Raw genomic sequence first — 18,853 nt, 5'->3', positions numbered from 1 at the left:
GCCCCCGAGATCCATGACCTCGGGGGCTCTCTCCGTTCAGCAGGAAGCTCAGCCCGTGAGCTTCTCGAGGCTCCGGCGCACAGGTACGAAGGCGGAGCGCGGGCGGCGCAGTGTGCGGGCGCGGACCAGCCCCGGCCAGAAGTCCGCGCCGAGCAGGGCCTCGGGCTGGACCGCGTGCTTGCGCACCAGTACCTCGTCCGGGACGTCCTGCGGGTCGGGGACGACGTACTCCTCGATGATCTTGTCGTACGCGTTCTTGAGCACGGTGTTCCCGGGGTCGGCGCCGAAGACGGCCACCACTCCGGTCGGCGCGGTGTCGATCTCGACGACGACCAGGTCCGGCCGGTACTTGCGAAGCACCTGGACGACCTTGTACACGTCACCCGCCCAGAACTTGGTGTGCCGGTCGCGGGCGGCCTCGTCGACACTCCGCGGCAGCATGTCGTCCAGCACGATCACGCTCGACCAGCGCGAATGCCGCTCGACGTTCATGAAGTCGCGCAGCGCGTATTCGAACAGGTGCATACCGTCGATGAACGACAGCTCCAGCTGCGGCTCGCCGCCCAGAAGGTTCATCGGATCCTTGCGGGCGAGCGCGCGAAACGGATTGCGGCCGTTGCGCAGATGCACGAGCGGGTCCTTGCGGGCGAAGAAGTCGTCGCTGGTCGCCCTTACGAGGTGCACATCGCAGCTGATGCTCGTCACGACCCGGAACGCCGGATCGATCGCGACGGAGGGAACCCGGGAAAGCGCCAGGCTGCGCCCGTCGTTGACCCCGATCTCGAGATAGTTGCGGGGTTTGTAGATGCGGTGCAGTTGACGCAGGAAGCCGTGGCGGTCCACCGATGGAGCCCTTCGCTGGGAATCAAATTCATTGATTCCCAGCGAAGTTAGCGTGTACGGCACCCGAACGTAAACATCTACTGGCCAGTAGCACCCATTCTGTCGGCCTTTCCGCGCTCCGCTTCGACCAGTTCCGGGAACGCTTCTGCGAGCGCGGCACGCCAGGCGCGGATCGGTTCGATGCGCGTCCCCTGCCACCCCTCGTGGCCGAGCACGCTGTACGCCGGCCGGGGCGCGGGCCTGACGAAGGCCTCGCTGGTCGTCGGACGCACCCGCTCCGGGTCGGCGCCCAGCAGCCGGAAGATCTCCCGCGTGAATCCGAACCAGGTGGTGTCGCCACTGCTCGTGCCGTGGCGGACGCCGCCGGTCACCGTGCCCGCGAGCGTCCCCTGCCCCAGCCGCACCAGCCGGTCGGCCAGGTCCACGGTCCAGGTCGGCTGGCCACGCTGGTCGTCCACCACGTCCAGGGTGTCCTTGACCGCCTCGAGCCTGATCATCGTGCGCACGAAGTTCGGCCCGCCCGCGCCGTACAGCCAGGCCGTACGGACCACCTGGCCGGTCTCGGGCAGGATCTCGCGCACCGCCCGCTCCCCCGCCAGCTTGGTGCGTCCGTAGGCGCCGCGTGGTCCGGTCGGTGCGTCCTCCGCGTACGGCGCGGCCGCGTCGCCGGCGAACACGTAGTCGGTGGAGACATGGAGCAGGACGGTGCCGGTCTCCTTGGACGCCTCGGCGAGCACCCGCGGACCCGTGCCGTTGACGGCGAGCGCGGCATCCTCCCGTTCCTCCGCACCGTCGACGTCCGTCCAGCCGGCGCAGTTGACGATCACTGCCGGCCGGTGTTCGTCGAGTGCGGCACGAACCGCTTCCGGGTCGGTGATGTCGAGGTCCGCGTGGGCGAGGGGGACGGCCGCGGTGCCGTCCGCCGCCAGCCTGGCGAGAACGTCCTGGGCCAGCATGCCCCGGCCCCCCGTGACGAGCCAGCCGCTCACAGCGCCGCACGCTCCTTGAGCGGCTCCCACCAGGCACGGTTGTCGCGGTACCACTGCACGGTTTCCGCGAGACCGGTCGCGAAGTCCTTGCGCGGCGCGTAGCCGAGCTCCTCGCGGATCTTGGCGCAGTCGACCGAGTAGCGGCGGTCGTGGCCCTTGCGGTCGGTCACGTACTCGACGCTGGTGTCCCAGTCGGCCCCGCACGCCTCGAGCAGCAGCGCGGTGAGCTCCTTGTTGGACAGCTCGGTGCCGCCGCCGATGTTGTAGACCTCGCCCGCCCGGCCCCGGGTGCGCACCAGCTCGATGCCCTGGACGTGGTCGTCGATGTGCAGCCAGTCACGCACATTCCCGCCGTCGCCGTACAGCGGGACCTTGTGGCCGTCCAGCAGGTTGGTGATGAACAGCGGGATGACCTTCTCCGGGAAGTGGTGATGCCCGTAGTTGTTGGAGCAGCGGGTCACGCGCACGTCCAGGCCGTGGGTGCGGTGGTAGGACAGCGCGATCAGGTCGCTGGAGGCCTTGGCCGCGGAGTAGGGGGAGTTGGGCTGGAGCGGGTGCGTCTCGGGCCAGGAGCCCTCGTCGATGGAGCCGTAGACCTCGTCGGTGGAGATGTGGACGAATGTCGTGATGCCGGCGCGGTGGGCCGCGTCGATCAGGGTATGGGTGCCCACCACGTTCGTCCGCACGAATTCGGCGCCGCCGTCGATGGACCGGTCCACGTGCGACTCGGCGGCGAAGTGCACGACCTGGTCGTGCTCACCCATGAGCCGGCCGACGAGCTCCGGGTCGCAGATGTCGCCCTTGACGAAGGCGAATCCGGGGTGGTCACGGACCTCGTCGAGGTTGGCCTCGTTGCCCGCGTAGGTGAGCTTGTCCAGCACGGTGACGGCCACGTCGCCCGGGCCGCCGGGGCCGAGCACCGTGCGGACGTAGTGGGAGCCGATGAAGCCGGCGCCGCCGGTCACCAGGATCTTGGTGGTCATGAAGAGATCTGCACCTTGCTGTGATCGCCGAGCACGAGTCGGTGGGCGGACGGGTTGCGTGGGGCGGGGGTGACCTCGACGTCGCGGCCGATGAGTGAGGCCTCCACCCGGCGTACACCGGTGATGGACGAGCCGCGCAGCACGATCGAGTACTCGATCTCGCTGTCCTCGATCCGGCACCCCTCGGAGACGGAGGTGAACGGGCCGACGTAGGCGTCGCTGATGACGGTGCCGGCGCCGATGACGGCCGGACCGATGATGCGGCTCCTGCTGATCTCGGCTCCCGCCTCGATACGAACGCGGCCGATGATCTCGCTGCTCTCGTCGACCGTGCCCTCGTTCACGGCCTCGACGCTCTCCAGCACCGACCGGTTGACCTCCAGCATGTCGGTGACGTTGCCGGTGTCCTTCCAGTAGCCGGAGATGGTCGTGGAACGCACGTCGCGCTGCTGGTCGATAAGCCACTGGATGGCGTGGGTGATCTCCAACTCCCCGCGCCAGGACGGCTGGATGGCGCGCACGGCCTCGTGCACGGCAGGTGTGAAGAGATAGACGCCGACGAGCGCGAGATCGCTCTTGGGGTTCTCGGGCTTCTCCTCGAGGCCCACGACACGGCCCTCGCCGTCGAGTTCCGCGACGCCGAAGGAGGTCGGGTTGGGGACCTTGGTGAGCAGGATCTGCGCATCGGGACGTTCGGTGCGGAACGCGTCGACGAGGCCCGTGATCCCGCCGACGATGAAGTTGTCGCCGAGATACATCACGAAGTCGTCCTCACCGAGGAACTCTCTTGCGATGATCACGGCATGGGCGAGCCCGAGTGGCTTCTCCTGTGGAATGTAGGTGACCTTCACCCCGAATCGGGATCCGTCGCCGACCGCCTCCTGGATCTCCTCCGCCGTGTCTCCGACGATCACGCCGACTTCGGTGATCCCGGCGTCCGCGATCGCTTCCAGGCCGTAGAACAGCACTGGCTTGTTCGCCACAGGAACCAGTTGCTTGGCCGAAGTGTGCGTGATGGGACGCAGGCGAGTGCCCGCCCCTCCGGAGAGTACGAGTGCCTTCACGATGCCCGTCCTCGAATCGATTGTGTTCCCCCGGCTGATATCGATCAGCCGATTCGACTTTACCCACCGTTCGCGCATCCTTACGCAATCGGTGTATTCCGCCCCGATCTACCGCCCGGTTCTCAACCGCCGTGCGCGGCGCCGGATCCCGCGCACCGCCCGTGCGAGTGACAGGCGCCCCGCCGGCAGCACGCGCCGGCTGCCGGACCAGTCCGGCACCGTCACGGCGTAGACCGAGTCGGGAATGCCCGCCCCTGCGTCCCGGAAGTGCGGAAAGGACAGGTACGGGCGGCCGGAGCGGCCACGGTGGATCACCTCCGGGATCCGCTCGGCCCGGGTGAAATCCAGATGGTCCTTGAGCAGGTCGAGCCGGCCCATGGCGACGCAGGTGAGGACGAGCCGTTCGCCGACCTTGATCCGGTCGGCCACGCCCTTGGTCCAGTACGCCCGGGTCATCGGCGCGGCCAGCTCCATCCTGTGCAGCTGTTCGCGCTCGGGACGCCGCAGCACGGCGGGACCGAACTGCTGGAGCAGACCGACCGTGAACGGCCTGACCATCAGCAGATCCCGCTTGGGCCCCGGCGGCTCGAGGCGGGCGATCAGCCGCATCAGGGCGTGCAGCGCCTCGAAGCGCTCGGGGTAACTGCCCCTGCTGGTCGCGTGTTTGCCGTCCTCACGGCCGACGAGGTAGTAGCAGTCGTAGTCGGCCACCACGGACACGCCGCCGCCTGCGAGATACGCCTCCATGGTGAACAACGCGTCCTCACCGGTCGCGAGTGTCTCGTCGAATCGCAGGCCGAGCCGCGTCAGCGTCGCGCGCCGGAACAGCTTCTGGGCGCTGAGCGCGTAGATGACCCGGGAGGTGTGCACATCGGCGTGTTCGAGGGTGCGGGTGAACATGGATCCGGGCACACCGCGGCCGACGCCGGCCATCCTGCCGAGCACCACGTCCGTACCGGCGCGGTCGGCCATGGCGACCATCCGCTCCAGCGCTTCGTCACCGAAGTAGTCGTCCGCGTCCAGGAAGAAGACATAGCGGCCGCGGGCACGGCTCAGGCCGAGGTTGCGCGGCCCGCTGGGGCCGCCGGAGTTGGGCTGGTGGACGACCGTGGTCGGGACCTTGGACCTGGCGGCGAACTCCTCCAGGTACTCACCCGTGCCGTCGGTCGACCCGTCGTCGACCGCGACGATCTCGATGCGGTCGGCCCCGAGGGTCTGCGACTCCACCGATTCCAGGCAACGGACCAGGTAGGGCATGGCCTCATAGGCCCCGACCACTACCGTGACGTCAGGCGCAGGATTGTCATTCATCGACATACAAGACAACGTGACATGAACAAAGGTTGCCTTGTTCGGCCCTCCGAGCATTCGGGGTAATCGGCGCACATACCCCAATGGGACATGAAACGGCCTGGCGGCGCCCTTCAGGGACGCCGCCAGGCCGCTGCTGTGATGTGCGATGTGATGCGGGTCTCTCAGCCGCCCACGGGAGTGTCGTCGAACCCGGGCGTCGGCTCCGCCTCCGCCTCCGCGAGGCGCTGCGCCACCCCCGCGTTGCGCGCCTCGGCCTTGGCCGCCAGCGTCTGCACAGCCGCACTGAACTGCTCCATGGAGGTCGGCTCGTCCGGGCCGAGCAGGTACTCCTTGAGCTCGTGCCGCGCCTCTGCCCGCGTGTCGGCGGCCCGGTCGGCGACGGCTTCCAGCAGCTCGTCGAGCTCGGCAGCGCTGTTGGAGAGGATCACCGCGGCGCGAACGGCGGTGTTCTGGCGCTTGAACTCCGCCTCGCCCAGACCCGCGGAGTCGGTGACCGCGTACGGCTTGCCGCTCGCGATGAAGTCCGACACCACGCTGGAGATGTCCGAGACCATGCCGTCCGACTCGTTGAAGCAGTCGTACAGCCGCGGCTCGGGACCGGTGATGACCTTGTGCTCCCACCAGCCGAAGGAGCGCCAGTACGCGGCGTTCCAGTCGTCCTTGAGCTGCGCGGTCTCCGCCTCGCGCGCCGGGTCGGCCACCGACTCGCGCGACAGCTCGGCCTCGTCCCCGCCGACGCGCGAGGTGCCCGCGAGCTCGGCGAGGCGTGCCTCGATGCGCTGCAGTTCGGCACGGGCCTCGGCCTGTCCGGCCGCATGGGACGCGGACTCCTCGGCCCAGCGCGGGTCGGCGGCCCGGGCCGCGGCGGCCTGCTCGACCAGCGCGGTGACGCGCAGGTGCACGGCCTTGGCCTTGGGGCTGCGGGTGCCGGTGAACGGGTGCGGCTTGTAGATCAGCCGGACCGGCTTCTGCGCGTTCAGCAGCCGCTTGACGATGTTCTCACCGGCCAGCAGCAGGGAGGTGTTGCCGGGGTTGTCGTCCCAGCCCTCCCACGTGGGGGCGTAGAGCACGGTCGGGACCGGGTTCGCGGGTGCGCCGGTCCAGGTGTTGATCGGGGCCAGCTGGGGACGGCCCACCTCGACGATGTCCTCGCTGCGCACACCGACGTCGGCGAGGGCGTACCGGTCACGTCCTGCGCGGCCGGCGGTCCACACCTCGTCGTACGCCTTGCTGAACGGGTTGACGCTGGCGAGCTTGTCGCTGTCGCCGTGGCCGATGAAGACATGCTTCATGGTCGGTACCCGCAGCAGGTGGATGTTCTTGCCGACGTTGGCCGCGTACAGCGCGACCCGCACGGACGACAGGTCCAGATTCATCAGGTGCACCCCGCCGGGCACGCACAGCACGGGCACGGAGGTGGAGGCGAGCTGCGGCACGATGTTGCGCTCACGCAGCAGGATCACCGGCCGGCCCTCGACCTTGGCCATCGTCTCGAGCCACATGTTGACCTGGTACGCCGAGTCCCTGGAGCCGGAGAAGTACAGCATCACCGTCGGCTTGTACTCGCCGAGCCAGGTGTCGATGCCCTTCAGCACCTTCTCCGCGGGCGGTACGAGGCGGCTCGGCCGCAGATAGGGCAGCAGCGCGGCCACGTAGCCGAGAGCGAGCACCGAGGTCAGCGCGAGACCGGCGTAGGCGAAGATGTTCTGCTTCAGCCCGATGGCGAGGATCACGCCCACGACTGCGAAGACGTCCAGGTGCAGCATCTTCTCCGCGGAGCGGTCCAGCAGGCCCTTGGGCGGCGCGTCGGGGATGCGCACGTACTTCTTCAGGTCGATGTTGCGGGTGACGACCGGCAGCCTGCGGCGCAGGCGCAGCAGGGTGACCATCGCACCGTGCGGCGCCTGGAGCCCGTAGAAGCCGAGCAGGCAGGCGACCGTCACGTAGAAGACCATGTCGTCCGCGAGACCCATGCGTGCCATCAGCAGGATGAGCAGCAGCTGGCGCACCAGAAAACGGATCGACAGGCCGGCCCGCACCTTGGCGAGCCGATTGATCAGATAGCTGGAGCGCTGGTGCAGAAAGCGGTCCGACAGATAGGTCACCGCAACCGCTGCCCCGAAGAACCAGAGGTTGGGGATTATCGCGGCGAGCATGACGCACGGGAATCCGAGCATCAGGAGCAGCGCCGCGGCCAGCTCGGATCCGCTGCCCACGCGTGCCATGCGAATGGCCTTGGAAATCACGAAGAACCTGCTCCAGGGGTACCGAATATGTGCCTTGCGAAGGACGTGTGAAGGAGGACCTCCACGGATTCGGGCCCCCGCAGTGCGCGCTGTGTAACGGCGACTACAGAGGCCCGAATATGAATGTCAATAAGTATTACACATCTTCTTGACGGTCCAGCACAGCGGCGAGGGCCTGCTCGAAGCCCGATGCCTCGGAAGCGCCCCGGGTCGGGTCCTGCTGCCGTACGTCGATGACATGGCCGGTCAGCTCGGACAACAGCACGTCCAGCGAGGTACGGGCCACGGCCTCGGACGAGAGCAGCGTACCGGCGGGCTCGGTGCCGAACGCCTTGGTGCGCATCGGCGTGGCGGTGCGCTCGGGGTTCACACAGTTCACCCGGATGCCGTCGCCCGCCCACTCGTCCGACAGAGCCTGGGTGAGGTTCACCATGGCGGCCTTGGTGGAGGAGTAGAGGCTGTACTCGGCGCGGCCGCGGGTGTAGCTGCTGGAGGTGTAGAGCAGCAGCTGGCCCTTGGTCTCCGCCAGGTACTTGTGCGAGGCCCGCGCGATCTGCACCGGAGCCAGGTAGTTGACGTTCAGCGCTTCCTGGATGGTCGTGTTGTCCGTCTCGGCCAGCTTGCCGATGCGCAGCACGCCCGCGGTGTTGATCACGTAGTCGATACGGCCGGTCTCGGCGTACGCCTTGGACAGCGCGTCGTCGACGTGCTCCGGGTTCTCCACATGGGTGCCGGTGGTGGAGCGGCCCAGCGCGTAGACCTTGGCTCCGTAGGACTCGGCGAGCGAGGCGATGTCCGCGCCGATGCCGTACGAACCGCCGAAGACGACCAGGGTCTTGCCGGCCAGCAGCTCGCGGTAGGCGGCTTCGTCGGCCTGGGCCGGGGCGGCGGTCGAGGCGAGCTGGAAGAGCTTGTCCGCGATGAAGACGTCGACCGGCTGGGTGACCTTCATGTTGTACTCGTCGCCCGCGACGACGTAGATCGGGACGTCCGGCAGGTACTTCAGCACGACGGAGCAGTCGTCGGTGGCCTGGAAGTTCGGGTCGCCGGCCGCGACCTCGTACGCCCTGCGGATGGTGGAGAGCTTGAAGGCCTGCGGGGTCTGGCCACGGCGCAGCCTGGAGCGGTCCGGGACGTCGGTGATGAACTCGCCGTCCTCGCCGTGGGTGCGGGTCACGATGATCGTGTCCGCGGACGGGATGGCGACATCGACGGCCTGGTAGCGGTCCAGGGCGTCCACGCAGTCCCGGATCACCCGCTCGGAGATCAGCGGGCGCACGGCGTCGTGGAACAGGACGTTGCGGTCCTCGCCCTCGGCAAGGCCCTCGCCGAGGGCCTTGATGGCACGCTCGGTCGTCTCGTTGCGGGTCGCGCCGCCCTCGATGACCCTGGTGACCTTCGTCAGACCCGCCTTGGCGATGATCTTCTCGACGTCGGGCACGAAGCCGGGCGCCATCAGCACGATGACGTCGTCGATGGAGTCCGCCTGCTGGAAGATCGACAGTGTGTGCTCGATGACGGCCTTGCCTGCGATCTTCAGCAGCTGCTTGGGGATGGACAGACCCACGCGCTGGCCGGTGCCACCGGCGAGCACGACTGCTGTGGTTCGGGGTTTGGCTATGTGCTGCACAGACACAGACGACCTACCTTGCGAGGGCTGGGGAACAAAACTGATGGTTGCACCCTGCGTTACCGTCCCGCAAGGCGGGTGTCGCCCACCCCACGGATCGGAGATACCTTCTGTTCACCCGGTGATCTGGGCACTTGGCCACGCGGCACCGCCCTGGAGGAGTGACGGACGCCACACACATGAGTGGCATGAACCACCCATGAGCGGGATAGCGGCGGGTTACAGGTCCACCACATTGAGCGCGAGATCATTGGACACCGTGTAGTAGACCCTGACCCTGACCTGGGGCTGCCGCTTGCGCAGCGCCCGCTTGACCATGGCGCGCACCAGGCTGCCGGTGCGCCGCTTGGGCCGGACGATACGAGGGTAGGAGTAGATGTCCTTCTTCATCACGACGTCGTCCAGCACCTTGCCGATCTTGACCGGCTCGCTGTTCGGTGCGTAGCGGACGAGCAGGTCCCACACGTCGTGCGCGGTCAGCTGCGCGGCGACGGCTTCGGCCGGGGTGAAGGTGAACCGGAAGCCGTGCTCCCCCTCCTTTTCTCCGGCGAAGGACAGTTCGCCCGCGGGCTTCCCGCGACGGCGCAGCAGCAGCGCCGGGGCGTCGGACACGGTCGCCGCGCCGTACAGACTGCCCGTCAGGGTGATCCGCATACCGTCCAGCCGGACGTCGTCGGCCTCCGCATGCACGGGCCGGGACCAGGCACGCAGCATCAGGGCGCTGCCCTTCGCCTTGTCCTCGTACGGCACGAGGTTGTGGACGGGCCCGCCCCCCGCGGGTCTCTGCGCGGCGTGCATCGCCCCCCGCTGGTCGATGACGCGGGCGGTGACGCGCCCCCTGACCTTGGTCGTGGCCATCTCGACGAAGAGGTTCCACTGGCCCTCGGGGAAGACCTCACCGGCCGGGATCCGTGCCGCGCCGCCCCCGTCGAAGTCGAAGGTGCGGACGTCCGACTGGACACCGGTACGGGTGCACACGAGCGTTGCGCCCTGTTCCAGGCCCTCGGGGAGCGGGGTCGCCAGCGTGACGGTCACCTCGCCGTCGCCCGCGACCACGACATCGGCGACCGGAGCGATCCCCGGGCCCGTCTCGCGCCGGGACGCGTCCTCGACCAGCTCCGCGAACAGCGCCTCGTACTGCTTGGTGACCACACCCGGATCGAAGCGGCGCGCGTTGTCGGCAGCGGCCTTCGCCATCCCGCGGCGCAGCCCCTCGTCGTCGATCAGCCGCAGCAGGCCCTGGGCGATCGCGGTGACGTCACCCACCGGGACGAGCAGCCCGTCGACACCGTCCTGGATGATCTCGCGCGGGCCGTAGTCGCAGTCGGTGCTGACCATCGGTACGCCGCAGCGCATGGCCTCCACCAGCGTCATACCGAAGGACTCGTGGCGCGAAGTGGAAACCGCGATGGCCCCCTTGGCCCATTCGGGTTCGATCGGCGAGTGGGCGCCCATGAGGTGGACCTGGTTGTAGAGCGCCAGTTCGTCGATGCGGGCGCGGAGCCGTTCCCGCTGGTCACCGGAGCCGTAGATCCGCAGCACCCAGTCGGGGCGGACGGCTGCGACCTTGGCGAAGGCGTCGAGCAGCACGTGGTACTGCTTCTCGGCCGAGAGCCGGCCGGCCGCGACGATGGTCCGGCCGGTGCCGTCCGAAGGCGCGACGGCCGGCTCGGGAACGCTGTTGGGTATGGACAGCACCCGGGTGGTGGGCAGCGGCAGCTTGTCCCGCCAGACCGCCGCGTCGCCCTCGGAGACCGTCACAAAGGCGTCGATGGCGTCGAGGTGCTCGTACATCTCCTCGCGCAGCGCCCCCTTGTGGTGGTTGTGCGTCATGTGCTCCTGGCCGACCCGTACGGCGCCGGGCGGGGCGAACTGGGCGACATAGGCGACGAGTCCTGGGCGGGTTCCGATGACGATGTCCGCGTCGGAGTCGGCGTAGTGGGCACGTACCCGCTCGTCGACGAGCTGGTTGTACTCCTTGTAGCGGGCCTCGGCGTGCGGGAAGGCCTTGGACGGCTGGGAGAAGAGAGGATTCCCCAGGTCGTTGCCGGGGCTGTCGGGGCGGGTGTCGGCGAGCGGCACGACAGTGATGCGGGGATCGATCGCGAAGGCGGCGGTGTCACGGTGCTGGAAGACGGAGACGATCTCGACCTCGTGGCGGTTGGCCAGCTCCCCAGCCAGATTCAGCGTCGTGCGGATGGTTCCGCCTATGCCGTAAACGGTGTGAATGAGGAAGGAGATCTTCATCGGTGCTCCGCTCAATTCTGCTCAGGAACCAACGGGCGGTCACGTTTCGGCTCGCAGGCTCGGCGACGCTTGTCCTGGCGAGGGCACCCCAGCCGGAATATTACGACATGTACCAACTTGTCCGCCTTGTCGCGGATTGCCGGACCGGTTGGGCAGTTCTCCCGCCTTCACCCGGATGAGACGGCCGGAAGGTGTGAACGGTTGGCTCTCCACACGACGGGAAGCGTGTGACCCGGGCACACAGAGGCGCATGTGCGGCGCCGCCGCCGTTGGGAGCGGGCCTGAGGCGCCCCGCACCGGCCCCGCCCGGCGCGGGGCGCCTCACGACCTTGCACCGGCTCCCCCGCAAGCCGCCGCCCACCTGCGAAAACGGCGCAGCCACCCTCGCACCGCTCGGCCCGAGGTGGGCTCACGTGCTCAGGGTGGCTGCGCCGGACTCCGCTCAGCGTCGACGGAGGTTCAGGGGGACCAGGTCCTGTCCGGGCCTAGAAGGGCTCGAAGCCCTTGAACTCCTTCATCGCCTCGTCCCGCTCCGCGTCACGGTCCCGGCGACGCTGCGCCGCCGGACGCGGGGCCTCGAAGCGGTGGTCCTCACCGCGGCGGCCGAGCATCTCCGCGCCCGCCGTCACCGTCGGCTCCCAGTCGAAGACGACCGCGTTGTCCTCGGGGCCGATGGCCACGCCGTCGCCCGACCGGGCGCCGGCCTTCATCAGCTCTTCCTCGACACCGAGACGGTTGAGGCGGTCCGCCAGATAGCCAACGGCCTCGTCGTTGTTGAAGTCCGTCTGGCGCACCCAGCGCTCCGGCTTCTCGCCGCGCACCCGGAAGAGGCCGTCCTCCTCCAGCGTGACCGTGAAGCCCGCGTCGTCGACCGCCTTGGGGCGGATGACGATACGGGTCGCCTCCTCCACCGGCTTGGCGGCCCGCGCCTCGGCGACGATCTCGGCCAGCGCGTAGGACAGCTCCTTGAGGCCCTTGTGAGCCACCGCGGAGACCTCGAAGACGCGGTAGCCCCGCTGCTCCAGCTCCGGGCGGATCATGTCGGCGAGGTCCTGGCCGTCGGGAATGTCGACCTTGTTCAGGACCACGATCCGCGGGCGGTCGTCGAGGCCGCCGTACTGCCGCAGCTCCTCCTCGATGACATCGAGGTCGGAGGCCGGGTCACGGTCGGACTCGAGCGTCGCGGTGTCCAGGACGTGCACCAGGACCGAGCAGCGCTCGACATGGCGCAGGAACTCCAGACCCAGGCCACGGCCCTGGCTGGCGCCCGGGATCAGACCCGGCACGTCCGCGATGGTGTAGACGGTCGACCCGGCCGTCACGACGCCCAGGTTCGGGACCAGCGTGGTGAACGGGTAGTCCGCGATCTTGGGCTTGGCCGCCGACAGGACGGAGATCAGCGAGGACTTGCCCGCGCTCGGGTAGCCCACCAGCGCGACGTCGGCGACGGTCTTGAGCTCCAGGACCACATCACCCGACCGGCCGGGCTCGCCCAGCAGGGCGAAGCCGGGGGCCTTGCGGCGGGCGGAGGCCAGCGCGGCGTTGCCGAGGCCTCCGCGGCCGCCCTCGGCGGCGATGTACGTGGTGCCCTGGCCGACCAGGTCGGCGAGCACATTGCCCTGCTTGTCGAGGACGACGGTGCCGTCGGGGACCGGCAGGACCAGGTCCTGGCCGTCCTTGCCGGAGCGGTTGCCGCCCTCACCGGGCTTGCCGTTGGTGGCCTTGCGGTGCGGGCTGTGGTGGTAGTCGAGCAGCGTCGTCACCGACTGGTCGACGACCAGGATCACGTCGCCGCCGCGCCCGCCGTTGCCCCCGTCGGGCCCGCCGAGCGGCTTGAACTTCTCCCGGTGAACGGAGGCGCAGCCGTGGCCTCCGTTACCCGCGGCGGCATGGAGCTCGACGCGGTCCACGAAGGTGGTCATGGAAATGCCTCCAGTTGGTGACGTACGTAGGGAAATGTCTAACTGTCAACACACGAAAGGCGGACCTGCTTCCCTCTCGGGAAGTGAGGTCCGCCCCTCGAAGTGAACCGATCAGGCGACCGGAACGATGTTCACGACCTTGCGGCCACGGTGGGTGCCGAACTCGACCGCACCGGCCTGCAGGGCGAACAGCGTGTCGTCGCTGCCGCGACCGACGCCCGCGCCCGGGTGGAAGTGGGTGCCACGCTGGCGGACCAGGATCTCACCGGCGTTCACGACCTGACCGCCGAAGCGCTTCACGCCGAGCCGCTGAGCGTTGGAGTCGCGACCGTTCCGGGTGGACGATGCGCCCTTCTTGTGTGCCATCTCTCCTCAGTCCCTTACTTCGCAGCCGTGGGGATGCCGGTGACCTTGATCGCCGTGTACTGCTGGCGGTGACCCTGGCGACGGCGGTAGCCGGTCTTGTTCTTGTAGCGAAGGATGTCGATCTTCGCGCCCTTGTGGTGGTCCACGACCTCGGCCGTGACCTTGATACCGGCCAGCACCCACGGGTCGCTGGTCACGGCGTCGCCGTCGACAACGAGCAGGGTCGAGAGCTCGACCGTGTCGCCAACCTGGGCAGTGGAAATCTTGTCAACCTCAACGATGTCGCCGACAGCAACCTTGTGCTGGCGACCACCGCTGCGCACGATGGCGTACACGCGGATCTCTCTCTCGCTCGGAACGAATCCCCTGATGCCAGCCGCTCACACGGGCCGGGCCCGGATGATCCGAATGGACGAGCGGCCTCTCCCGGCGGACCGGGAGGGAGTTGCTCAGGGGTGGGCGCATAAGGAAACACGCCGAGGGACTAGGTTACGGACCGCCGTCCCGGGGGTCAAACCGGGTCCTCCCGGGGCCGTCGCCTCCATGGTGTCCGCGGACCTCCCCTGCACGTCCGCGGGCACTGGGGGGGCCGGAGAACGGCCGTGGGCCCCTCCCTGACGGGAAGGGCCCACAAGCCGTTGAGCGTCGTGCCTACGAGGCGTCCGCGGAGACTTCCGGAAGCGACGTCTGCTCGGCGGCCACGGTCTTCTTCGCGACCTTCTTCGCGGCCGTCTTCTTCGCCGTCGTCGTCTTCTTGGCAGCCGTCTTCTTGACCGCTGCCTTCTTCGCGGTGGCCTTCTTGGCGGTCTTGCGGGCCGCCTTCTTGGCCGGAGCGCCGGCCTCGGCCTCGTCGCCCGTGACCTGCTCGGCCGCGTGCTCCTCCGCCTTGGTCCCGGCCGGCGCGACCACGACGACAGCGGCGTCCTCGGCACCCGAGGGCGAGCCCGCGGGGGCGGTGACCTTACGGGTCACCCGGCGGCGCGCGCGCGGCGGGGCCACGACCGGAGCCTCCTGCGCGGCGAGGGCGGCAGCCGCCTCCACCACTTCGGGCTCGGGCAGTGCCTCGGGCTCGGGAGCCTTGATCGTCGTCTCCGCCGGCACCGGCTCGGACGACGCCGGGGAGCCGGCCGGAGCCGACGCCCTGCGGGTGGCCCGCCGGCGGGTACGGCCCGTGGGGGCCGCCTCCTGGGCGGGCTCGGCCTCAGCCGGGGCCTCGGACACGACCGCGCGCTCGGGCTCGGGCTCGGCAGGTGCCTCGGTGACCGGCTCCGCGACCGGCTCGACGACCTCGGTCACCTGCGGCGCACCGGCCGGGGCCGACACCTTGCGGGTGGCACGGCGACGGCCGCGGCCCCGGGTCGCAGCGGCCTCGGCCTCGGCGGCGCTGCTGTACAGCTCCTCGTCCGGGGCGAACGCGGGCTCGGGGAGCGCGACGGGCGCGGCGGCCTCCGCCACGACCTCTGCCTCGGTCTCCTCGGCCGCGACCTCGTACTCGTGGACGTGCTCAGCACCGGCCGCACCGCCGCGTCCGCGCTTCTTGGAGCGCTTGCCACCGCCACCGACGGCGCTCGGCTGCTCCATGTGCACGATCACACCGCGGCCGTTGCAGTGGACGCAGGTCTCGGAGAACGACTCCAGCAGGCCCTGACCGACCCGCTTACGGGTCATCTGGATCAGACCCAGCGAGGTCACCTCGGCCACCTGGTGCTTCGTACGGTCCCGGCCCAGGCACTCCAGCAGCCGGCGCATGACCAGGTCCCGGTTGGACTCCAGCACCATGTCGATGAAGTCGACGACGACGATGCCGCCCAGGTCACGCAGCCGCAGCTGGCGCACGATCTCCTCGGCCGCCTCCAGGTTGTTCCTGGTGACGGTCTCCTCGAGGTTGCCGCCCTGGCCGGTGAACTTGCCGGTGTTGACGTCGATCACGACCATGGCTTCGGTCTTGTCGATCACCAGCGAACCGCCGCTCGGCAGCCAGACCTTGCGGTCCAGCGCCTTCATCAGCTGCTCGTCGATCCGGTTGACCGCGAAGACGTCGACCTCGCTGGTCCACCGCTCCAGGCGGTCGGCCAGGTCGGGCGCAACGTGCGAGACATAGCCGTGGATGGTCTCCCACGCCTCGTCACCGCTGACGACGACCTTGGTGAAGTCCTCGTTGAAGATGTCCCGGACGACTCGGACGGTCATGTCCGGCTCGCCGTAGAGCAGGCTCGGCGAGCTCGTCGACTGCATCTTCGACTTCTTCTGGATCTCTTCCCACTGCGCCTGCAGCCGCTCCACGTCACGGCGCAGCTCGTCCTCGCTCGCACCTTCGGCGGCGGTGCGCACGATGACGCCCGCGTCCTCGGGGACGATCTTCTTGAGGATGGTCTTCAGCCGCGCGCGCTCCGTGTCGGGCAGCTTGCGGCTGATACCGGTCATAGAGCCCTCGGGCACGTAGACCAAGTAGCGGCCGGGCAGCGACACCTGGCTGGTCAGCCGGGCGCCCTTGTGGCCGATCGGGTCCTTGGTCACCTGGACGAGGACCGACTGGCCGGACTTGAGGGCGGCCTCGATACGACGCGGGCCGTTGGCCATGCCCAGCGCCTCGAAGTTGACCTCACCGGCGTACAGCACCGCGTTGCGGCCCTTGCCGATGTCGACGAAGGCGGCCTCCATGGACGGCAGGACGTTCTGCACCTTGCCCAGGTAGACGTTGCCGACGTACGAGGTGGCCTGCTCCTTGTTGACATAGTGCTCGACGAGCACGTCGTCCTCGAGGACACCGATCTGGGTGCGCTCGCCGTGCTGGCGGACGACCATCACCCGCTCGACGGCCTCGCGGCGCGCCAGGAACTCCGCCTCGGTGATGATCGGCACCCGGCGGCGGCCCTGCTCGCGGCCCTCGCGGCGGCGCTGCTTCTTCGCCTCCAGACGGGTCGAGCCCTTGATGGACTGCACCTCGTCGGACGGCTCGTCGCTCTTGCGCGGCGCGCGCGGCTCACGGACCTTGACGACCGTGCGCTCCGGCTCGTCCTCGCCCACGACATCGGTGGTGTCACCGCTGCGACGGCGACGGCGACGGCGACGACGGCTGCTGCTCGTACCGGCAGCCGCGGGGGTCTCGGTTCCGGCCTCGTCCTCGCCTTCCTCCTCGCCCTCGTCCTCGCCCTCGTCCTCGGCTTCCTCTGCGGACTCGTCGGTGTCGGCGGCCTCTCCGCGGCGACGGCGACGGCCACCCCGGCGGCGACGGCGCGACGGCCGGTCCTCGTACTCCTCCGCCTCGCCCTCGGCACCCTCGGCCTGCTCGGGCTCGGCCTCTTCCGCGGCCTCCTCCTCGGCGGCCACGGGCTGCGCCTCGACGGCCTCGGCCGGCTCGCCACGGCGGCGCCTGCGACGGCGGCCGGCCGGCTCGGCGGGCGCCTCGGCGACGGCCTCGTGCTCGTCCTCGTCGATCTCCGGCTCAGGGCGCTGCGCGGCAGCAGCCGCGGCCGCGGCCGTCTCCGGGGTCTGGAACATGGGCTCGGTGAAGACGGGGGCCTGGAAGGTGGGCACGGCCGGCCGTGCGGCGCGGCGGCCACGCGCGGGCGGCTCGGCCTGCTCGGCACGGGCCTGCGTCTCCTGCCGCCCGGCGGTGAACTCGGCGGACGCGGCACGGCGGCGGGTACGGCCCCGGCCGGCGGCCTTCTCGGCGGTGGCGCCCTCGGGCTCGGCGGCGATCTGGGCGACCGCGCTCTCGGGCAGCGACTCGCCCGCCTCGGTGGCGCTCTCGTCCTCGTCGGACGGGGCGGCCTGGGGCGCACCGGCGGGCGCGGTGGCCTTGCGAGTGGCACGACGACGCGCACGCGGCGCAGGCGCCTCCTCCTCAGCGGCAGCCTCCACAACCTCCGGCTGGGCGGCCACAGTCTCGCCGGCCTCGACCTCCGCGGCCTGAGGCGCACCGGCAGGCGCCGTCGCCTTGCGAGTGGCACGACGACGCGCACGCGGCGCAGGCGCCTCCTCCTCAGCGGCAGCCCCCACCACGGACTCGCCTGCCTCGGCTGTCACCGGCTCCGGCTCTGCGGCCTCGGCCGCGACATCGGCGTCCGCTGCCTCCACGGCACCGGTCGGCGGTCCCGCGGGGCGCGACGCGGCGCGGCGCCTACGGCGCGGCGGCAGCGTGTCGCTGGGGCTGTTGTTGTTGTGTTCTTCGTTGGTGTCCCCGGCGGTGCCGGGTCCGTTCGGCTCGAGCATGCGGGCGGTTCTCCCGTCGCGCTCCCGGGCGCCGCGCCTGAATCCGGTCCGGCTGCGGCCCGCGTGATGTCCGCGGTGCCGCCGTCCGGGGCGCGGGCGCCGCACGGGAGCTGATGTCTGGCTCGCCGGTTCCGTACGCGATGTACGCACGGCCTGGCGAAAGTCTTCTGTGTCTCAGCGCGACCCGCCCCAGGTGGCTCCCGAGTGCACGGGCTGCGCTCCGACGACCGTCCTTACGCGGCGGGACCTTCCGGCGCCGTCGCAGGGGCCGTCCCGGCGGCCATGGATGGAGCGGCCAGGACTGCCTCGCGGTCGGGCGCGAGCGGGTCGGTCACCGTGCCGGACTCCTCGTCGAAGAGCCCCTGCGCCAGCCTGGTCACCGCTGCGGGGACCGGCGGCGCCAGGTCGGCCACAGCTCGGAGACCGGACAGGACGTCGTCGGGTCGCACGGCAGGTGTCACGTGCCGCACAACCAGGCGCAGTATCGCACAGGGCCCCTGTTCCGGCCTATCGGACTGTGGACGACCCGCCTGCAGGCCCGCCACGGCGCCTCGGGCGTCGAAGGTCCGGATGCCGTTCTTCGTCTTGCGCTTGACCTCGACGGTCTCGGCGGCGAGGAAGGCAGAGACGGCCGCTTCGGCGTCCCCCGCCTCCACCCCGTCGAGCCGCAGCTCCCACACGGAGGCAGTGAGCCGGTCGGCGAGACCCGAGGTACGGGCCTCGACGGCGTCGGTGATGTCGAGGCCGTCCGGAAGCGACTCGTCGAGCAGCTCGCGCAGCTTGTCGGGGTCGCGGTGCTCGGTGAGGGCGATCTCCAGATATTCGGCCTCGCTGCCCGTGCCGGTGGGTGCGGCATTGGCGTACGACACCTTCGGGTGCGGAGTGAAGCCCGCCGAGTACGCCATGGGCACCTCGGCACGCCTCAGCGCACGCTCGAAGGCGCGCTGGAAGTCACGATGACTGGTGAACCGGAGGCGGCCGCGCTTGGTGTAGCGCAGTCGGATGCGCTGCACCGCAGGTGCGGGCGGCGGGCC

General features: G+C 69.8%; 13 protein-coding genes. All 13 read right to left on the bottom strand.

What is annotated here, in order from left to right:
- Positions 1-48: 48 nt before the first annotated feature.
- The 13 genes from ABZ208_RS24855 to ABZ208_RS24795 all read right to left on the bottom strand — a co-directional run bounded on the left by ABZ208_RS24855 (position 49) and on the right by ABZ208_RS24795 (position 18,832).
- A complete protein-coding gene (locus ABZ208_RS24855; protein WP_356911674.1) occupies positions 49-843 on the bottom strand; it encodes a class I SAM-dependent methyltransferase in 795 nt (264 codons plus the stop codon).
- 77 nt (positions 844-920) lie between these two features.
- Complete coding sequence (rfbD, locus tag ABZ208_RS24850) at positions 921-1,832, bottom strand: dTDP-4-dehydrorhamnose reductase (protein WP_356911673.1); 912 nt, start codon at positions 1,830-1,832, stop codon at positions 921-923.
- Entirely contained in the window at positions 1,829-2,815 is a 987-nt protein-coding gene (gene rfbB / locus ABZ208_RS24845) for a dTDP-glucose 4,6-dehydratase (protein ID WP_356911672.1), read from the bottom strand. Before rfbB ends, rfbD begins: the two co-directional genes overlap by 4 nt.
- Positions 2,812-3,879, bottom strand: coding sequence for a glucose-1-phosphate thymidylyltransferase (locus ABZ208_RS24840; protein ID WP_356911671.1), 1,068 nt, complete (start codon positions 3,877-3,879; stop codon positions 2,812-2,814). The genes rfbB and ABZ208_RS24840 overlap by 4 nt, the downstream gene beginning before the upstream one ends.
- Positions 3,880-3,987: 108 nt before the next feature.
- Positions 3,988-5,190 (bottom strand): glycosyltransferase, encoded by a 1,203-nt coding sequence (locus ABZ208_RS24835; protein ID WP_356911670.1) that lies wholly within the window; start codon positions 5,188-5,190, stop codon positions 3,988-3,990.
- Between the two features lie 164 nt (positions 5,191-5,354).
- Complete coding sequence (locus ABZ208_RS24830; RefSeq protein WP_356911669.1) at positions 5,355-7,418, bottom strand: hypothetical protein; 2,064 nt, start codon at positions 7,416-7,418, stop codon at positions 5,355-5,357.
- Between the two features lie 157 nt (positions 7,419-7,575).
- A complete protein-coding gene (locus tag ABZ208_RS24825; protein ID WP_356911668.1) occupies positions 7,576-9,075 on the bottom strand; it encodes a bifunctional cytidylyltransferase/SDR family oxidoreductase in 1,500 nt (499 codons plus the stop codon).
- 213 nt (positions 9,076-9,288) lie between these two features.
- A complete protein-coding gene (locus tag ABZ208_RS24820; RefSeq protein WP_356911667.1) occupies positions 9,289-11,316 on the bottom strand; it encodes a glycosyltransferase family 4 protein in 2,028 nt (675 codons plus the stop codon).
- A 485-nt stretch (positions 11,317-11,801) separates the two neighbouring features.
- On the bottom strand, positions 11,802-13,238 hold the full coding sequence (gene obgE, locus ABZ208_RS24815) for a GTPase ObgE (protein WP_356911666.1): 1,437 nt from the start codon (positions 13,236-13,238) through the stop codon (positions 11,802-11,804).
- Positions 13,239-13,349: 111 nt separating this feature from the next.
- Positions 13,350-13,604, bottom strand: coding sequence for a 50S ribosomal protein L27 (gene rpmA / locus ABZ208_RS24810; RefSeq protein ID WP_356911665.1), 255 nt, complete (start codon positions 13,602-13,604; stop codon positions 13,350-13,352).
- Positions 13,605-13,618: 14 nt separating this feature from the next.
- Positions 13,619-13,939: a 50S ribosomal protein L21 gene (gene rplU / locus ABZ208_RS24805; protein WP_256523109.1), complete on the bottom strand. Its 321-nt coding sequence runs from the start codon at positions 13,937-13,939 to the stop codon at positions 13,619-13,621.
- A gap of 316 nt (positions 13,940-14,255) precedes the next feature.
- Positions 14,256-17,819 carry an Rne/Rng family ribonuclease gene (locus ABZ208_RS24800; RefSeq protein ID WP_356911664.1) on the bottom strand — a complete coding sequence of 1,188 codons (3,564 nt, stop codon included), beginning with the start codon at positions 17,817-17,819 and terminating at the stop codon, positions 14,256-14,258.
- Between the two features lie 233 nt (positions 17,820-18,052).
- Positions 18,053-18,832, bottom strand: coding sequence for a TIGR03936 family radical SAM-associated protein (locus ABZ208_RS24795; protein ID WP_356911663.1), 780 nt, complete (start codon positions 18,830-18,832; stop codon positions 18,053-18,055).
- Positions 18,833-18,853 lie beyond the last annotated feature (21 nt).

The sequence above is a fragment of the Streptomyces sp. NPDC006208 genome (genome assembly GCF_040613775.1).
Classification (GTDB): Bacteria; Actinomycetota; Actinomycetes; order Streptomycetales; family Streptomycetaceae; genus Streptomyces.
This window is presented reverse-complemented; position numbering and strand designations above follow the sequence as displayed.